At 73.4% G+C, this 5,332-nt stretch carries 5 protein-coding genes; 4 read left to right on the forward strand and 1 reads right to left on the reverse strand.

Annotated features, from left to right (window positions below):
- Positions 1-191 precede the first annotated feature (191 nt).
- The gene (locus WD250_00700; protein ID MEX2618713.1) at positions 192-881 is read left to right on the forward strand and encodes a lysophospholipid acyltransferase family protein; all 690 of its coding nucleotides are present in this window, start codon (positions 192-194) and stop codon (positions 879-881) included.
- Between the two features lie 51 nt (positions 882-932).
- Here WD250_00700 and WD250_00705 read toward each other — a convergent pair whose 3' ends face one another.
- Entirely contained in the window at positions 933-1,826 is an 894-nt protein-coding gene (locus WD250_00705; GenBank protein ID MEX2618714.1) for a sigma-70 family RNA polymerase sigma factor, read from the reverse strand.
- A gap of 244 nt (positions 1,827-2,070) precedes the next feature.
- On the opposite strand from WD250_00705, the gene WD250_00710 reads away from it, so the two are divergent.
- The 3 genes from WD250_00710 to dapE all read left to right on the forward strand — a co-directional run bounded on the left by WD250_00710 (position 2,071) and on the right by dapE (position 5,281).
- Positions 2,071-3,258 (forward strand): aminotransferase class I/II-fold pyridoxal phosphate-dependent enzyme, encoded by a 1,188-nt coding sequence (locus WD250_00710; GenBank protein ID MEX2618715.1) that lies wholly within the window; start codon positions 2,071-2,073, stop codon positions 3,256-3,258.
- A gap of 101 nt (positions 3,259-3,359) precedes the next feature.
- On the forward strand, positions 3,360-4,190 hold the full coding sequence (locus WD250_00715) for a 2,3,4,5-tetrahydropyridine-2,6-dicarboxylate N-succinyltransferase (GenBank protein MEX2618716.1): 831 nt from the start codon (positions 3,360-3,362) through the stop codon (positions 4,188-4,190).
- A 2-nt stretch (positions 4,191-4,192) separates the two neighbouring features.
- A complete protein-coding gene (gene dapE, locus WD250_00720; GenBank protein MEX2618717.1) occupies positions 4,193-5,281 on the forward strand; it encodes a succinyl-diaminopimelate desuccinylase in 1,089 nt (362 codons plus the stop codon).
- Positions 5,282-5,332: the final 51 nt, after the last annotated feature.

Below are 5,332 nucleotides of genomic sequence, written 5' to 3' on the forward strand. Positions count from 1 at the left end.
GGGGGGCCCGGTCCACCGGCAGGGCGGTCAGGTCCACGGGCGTGCGTCGTCGGTCGGCAGCCAGCAACGTCGCCGGCGCGGGCGGGGTCACGCGGGTGGGGCTCGAGGGGGCCACGAGGGGGCAGTGTCGCACGCGGGCACCCGACGGCGGGCCATCCGGGCACGGACGACCGCCGGGTAAGGTGCGCGGCGTGCCCGACACCGAGCCTGACCCGCAGCGGTGGCGCGGATCCGAGCCGTGGTTTGCTCCCGTCGCGCTCGTCCTGCGGGCGCTGGCGTGGCTGCTCGCCGACGTCCGGGTGGTGCGCCCCGACCGGCTGCCGCGCTCGGGCCCGGTCGTGGTGGCCGCCAACCACGTCTCCAGGCTCGACCCGCCGGTCGTCGGCGTCGTGGTCTACCGGTTGCGCGGCCGGGTGCGCTTCCTCGTCGTGGAGGAGTTGTTCCGCACGCCGGTGCTGGGCTGGGCGCTGCGGACGACCCGGATGATCCCCGTCCGCCGGGGCGGGGGGACCGAGCGGATGGTGGCCGAGGCCGTCGCGGCCCTGCAGGCCGACCAGGCGATGATCGTGTACCCCGAGGGCACGATCCCGGCTCCCGGGGAGGTCCTGGCGGGCCGGCCCGGCGCCGGCCTCCTGGCGCTCAGGGCGCACCGGATGGGCGTGCCGGTCGTCCCGATGGCCTCCTGGGGTCTGGACCACCGGGGGCACGGGCGCATGCGCCTGCTGCGCCGCCGGGCGACGGTGACCTTCGGACCGCCGGTGGACCTGTCGGCTTGGGCCGAGCGGGACGACCGCGAGGCGCAGCTTCAGGCCGGCGCGGCGGTGCTCGCCGCGGTGCGCTCCCTGCTGCCAGGGCCGGAGTGCGGCGGCCGCGACCGATGACGGCGGCCCCGGCCCGGAAGGGCCGGGGCCGCCGTGCGGACCAACGAGGTGCTACGCGGCGACGCCCAGCTGCTCCTGGAGGCGGTGCAGTGCCTGGTTCTCGATCTTGCGGACCGACTCGCGCGACAAGCCGAGCTCGCGCCCCAGCGCGTCGAGGGTCAGCGCCTGCTCGCCGTCGAGCCCGTAGCGGCGCGTGAGCACGTACCACGCGCGCTCGTCGAGGTGTTCACGAGCCAGGTCGAACAGGCCCTCGACGAAGTTGCGCTCGACGACCTCGTCGGCGGGGGAGTCGGAGGCGATAGCGACGAACTCGCCGAGGTCGCTGGCGTCCTGGTCGTAGCCGACAGGACGGTCGAGCGACGTCATGGCGTGGTCGCCCTCCATGGCCCGGCGAACCTTCTCCTCGGTCAGGCGGGTGGCCTGCGCGAGCTCGGGCACGGTGGCCTCGCGCCCGGTCTCGGACTCCAGGCGCGCGCCGGCCGCGCGGACCTTGACCAGCGCGTCGTGCAGCGCGACCGGCAGTCGGATGGTGCGCTCGCTGCCCGCCACGCCGCGCTGGATCGCCTGGCGGATCCACCAGGTGGCGTACGTGGAGAACTTGTACCCACGGCGCCAGTCGAACTTCTCCACGGCGCGCAGCAGCCCCAGGTTGCCCTCCTGGATCAGCTCGCCGAGGTCCAGCGTCGACCGCTTGGAGAACTGCGCGGCGACGCTGACCACCAGCCGCAGGTTGGCGGCGACGAAGTGGTCGAAGGCGGCCTGCCCGTCGCGGACGGCGCGCAGCAGCTCCCGCCGGTTCTTCTTCTCACCGGCGTCGAGCTTGGCTTGGGCCTCCCGACCCGCCTCGATCGTCTTCGCCAGGCGAACCTCGTCCTCGGCAGTCAGCAGTCGAACCTTGCCGAGCTCGGAGAAGTACAGGTCGAGGAGGTCATCGGGGACGCTCATGGGTCCATTCCTCCTGAGTGTGCTTGTGCTTTCCTTCACATCGCTACCTAACAACTGGCGGGCCGTCAGTGTTCCCGGCGGGCGCTGTTCTCAGAGATTCGTTCGGAGCCGGCTTGGCATTCGTCTTGCCCGAAGACCCACGCCAGCATTCTTCGTGTGTGGCTTCTTCGTGTGTCGGCGGTGGGGGGTCGGCCCTGTAGCATTCGGGGCCGTGGTTGGCAACCGATCAAACGACGGGGCGGGCGTGGCGGTGACGAACCCGGTCCTGGAGCAGCTCGGCGGCTATCCGCTGGCGGCCTTCCAGGACATGAAGCTCGCCCTGGCGGCGGACGGGCGGACGCTGCACGACTTCTCGATCGGTGACCCCACGGAGCCCACCCCGGCTTTCATCCGGGAGGCGCTCGTCGCGGCGGTCCCCCTCGTCAGTCAGTACCCGACGGCTGCGGGACCGTCCAGCGTCCGTCAGGCGATCGGGGGGTGGGTCGCTCGACGGTTCGGAGTCGATGTCGACCCCGAGTCGGCCATTCTACCCACAGCAGGCAGTAAGGAATCAATCTTCCACCTCCCGCTCGCCCTGGTGGATCGGGACGGGCCGCGGCGGGGGGTGGTGTGGGGCGCGCCCGGCTACCCCGTCTACGAGCGTGGGCAGCTCTTCGCGGGCGGTCACAGCGACCCGGTGACCCTGACCGCGGGCGAAGGGTGGCGCCTGGAGCTCGCCGATCTCGACCGGGCTCGCCTGGACCGGGCGTGCATCGCCTGGGTCAACTACCCCCACAACCCGACCGGGGCCACCGTGGACCTGGCCTACTATCGGCGCTGCCTGGCGGTCACCCGGGACCGGGGGATCGTGCTGGCCAGCGACGAGTGCTACGCCGACATCTACCCGGGCGCCGGCCCCGCCCCCCCGTCGCTGCTGCAGGCCGCCGAGGGCGACCTGTCGGGACTGGTCGTGGCCTTCAGCCTCTCCAAGCGGTCGGGGATGACCGGATACCGCTGCGGCGCACTGGTCGGCGACCCCGCGCTCATCGCCCAGCAGCGCCTGCTGCGCCCCAACATCGGCACGGCCGGCCCCGAGTTCGTCCAGCACGCCGCCGCCGCGGCCTGGTCCGACGACGCGCATGCCGACAGCCGCCGGCGGGTCTTCGACGACAAGCGCGCCGTGGTGCTGTCGTTCCTGCGCGACGCCGGCTTCACCGTCAGCGGCAGCCAGGCCACCTTCTACGTCTGGTTCGCGGCCCCCGGCGGCGACGACGCCGCCTACGCCGAGGCGCTGCTGCGCCACCGGGTCGTCGCCTCGCCCGGCAGCGCGTTCGGTCCGGCGGGGCGGGGGTGGCTGCGCCTGGCGCTGGTCCCCGACGTGGACGGCTGCCACGCGGCGGTCGCGGCCTGGGGGGACGCGATCGCCGCCGGTGACCTCCCCGGCCACGCCTGACGGGGGTGCCCCGGCGGTGTGCGGTCTGGCGCACCGTGGCGGTGCGGTCGACGACAGACACACCATAGGGGAGACAGGACGGTCGTTTAGGCTGCCGGGGTATGAGCGACCACGCAGACCTGCGCCAGACCATCGACGCCGCGTTCGACGACGGCACCCACGACACCCCGGAGGCCCGCAAGGCGGTCGACGCCGCCCTCGATCTGCTCGACCGGGGCGAGGCCCGCATCGCCGAGCCACCCGAGGGGGAAGGGGCCGGGTGGGTCGTCAACGAGTGGCTGAAGCGTGCGGTGCTGCTGAGCTTCCGCCAGCGCGACATGGAGACCATCGAGGTCGGCCCGTTCGAGTACCGCGACAAGGTGCCGCTGAAGAAGGGTTTCGCGGAGGCGGGGGTGCGGGTGGTCCCGCCCGCGACGGTGCGCCACGGCGCGTTCGTCGAGGCGGGCGCGGTGCTCATGCCGAGCTACGTGAACATCGGGGCTCGCGTGGGCGCGGGCACCATGGTCGACACCTGGGCCACGGTGGGCTCCTGCGCGCAGATCGGGCGCAACGTCCACCTGTCCGGCGGGGTGGGCATCGGCGGGGTGCTGGAGCCGCCGGGCGCACGCCCGGTCATCATCGAGGACAACGCGTTCATCGGGTCGCGCTGCATCGTGGTCGAGGGCGTCGTGGTGGGGGAGGGGGCCGTGCTGGCCGCCGGCACGGTGCTGACCGCCTCGACGCCCATCATCGACGTGACGGGCAGCGAGCCGGTCACCACGAAGGGCGTGGTGCCGCCCCGCTCGGTCGTGCTGCCGGGCACGCGCCCCAAGGCGTTCCCCGCGGGCACCTACCACATCCCCTGCGTGCTGGTGATTGGGCAGCGGTCGGCGTCCACGGACAAGAAGGTGTCGCTGAACCAGGCGCTGCGCGACCACGACCTGCCGGTGTAGGCGTGGCCGACGACCGGCTGGAGCGCCTGCTGCTCGAGCTTCTGGCCCGGCCGTGCGTCACGGGGGCCGAAGGGCCCATCGCCGACTGGTTCCAGGCGCGCTACACGGGACTCGGCGAGCGGGTGCAGCGCATCGGCCACTCGCTGGTCGTCGGCACTGCGGATGCGGACCGTCCGAGCGTGGCTCTCGTCGGCCACCTCGACGTGGTGCCCCCGACCGACGCGGACCGTGACCCCCGCCGGGAGGGCGGCCGGATCGTCGGGCGGGGGTCGAGCGACATGAAGTCGGGTCTGGCCGTGGCGATGGACTGCTTCGAGGACGGGGCCCTGCGCCGCGGTGCCTACAACCTGCTGCTGGTCGCCTACGCCGGCGAGGAGGGCGCGCACGAGGCGAACGAGCTGGCCGCCGTGCTCGACCAGGCGCCCGAGGTGCGGGCGGTCGACCTCGCGGTCGTCCTGGAACCCACCGACCTGGCGGTCCAGCTCGGCTGCCTCGGGGGCCTGCACGCCGAGGTGACCGTCCTCGGCCGGGCGGCCCACTCGGCGCGACCGTGGCACGGCGAGAACGCCCTGACCAAGGCCGGCGGTCTGCTGACCGAGCTGCACGCACGCCAGCCTGCGGACGTCCTCGTCGACGGCCTGGTCTACCGCGAGGTCGTCACGGCCACCCAGGCGGGGACGGCCAACGCCCGCAACGTCGTCCCGGACCGCTTCGCGGTCAACGTCAACTACCGGTTCGCACCCGACAAGACGCTCGCGCAGGCCGAGGCCGCGCTGCGAGCCGATCTCGGCGATCGGGGGAGCCTGCACATCACCGACCGCGCCCCCGCCGCCCGGCCGTTCCGCCACGAGCCGATCGTGCAGACGTTCGTCGCGGCCATCGACGCCCCGGTGGCGGCCAAGCAGGCGTGGACCGACGTGGCGCGCTTCGCCGAGGCGGGCGTGCCCGCGCTCAACTACGGGCCGGGGCTGACCGCGCAGGCCCACCAGGCGGGTGAGTACGTGCCGACCGCCGACGTCCATGCCGCCCGTGCGGCGCTGGCACGGTTCCTGACGGCGACCGGCCGGCAGGACGGCACCGCGGGGCCCTAGTCATCATGGAACGGCCGACCCCTTCCGCAATGTTCGTGGGTCATCCACGAT

The organism is Egibacteraceae bacterium, from assembly GCA_040905805.1.
In the GTDB taxonomy this organism is placed as follows: domain Bacteria; phylum Actinomycetota; class Nitriliruptoria; order Euzebyales; family Egibacteraceae; genus DATLGH01.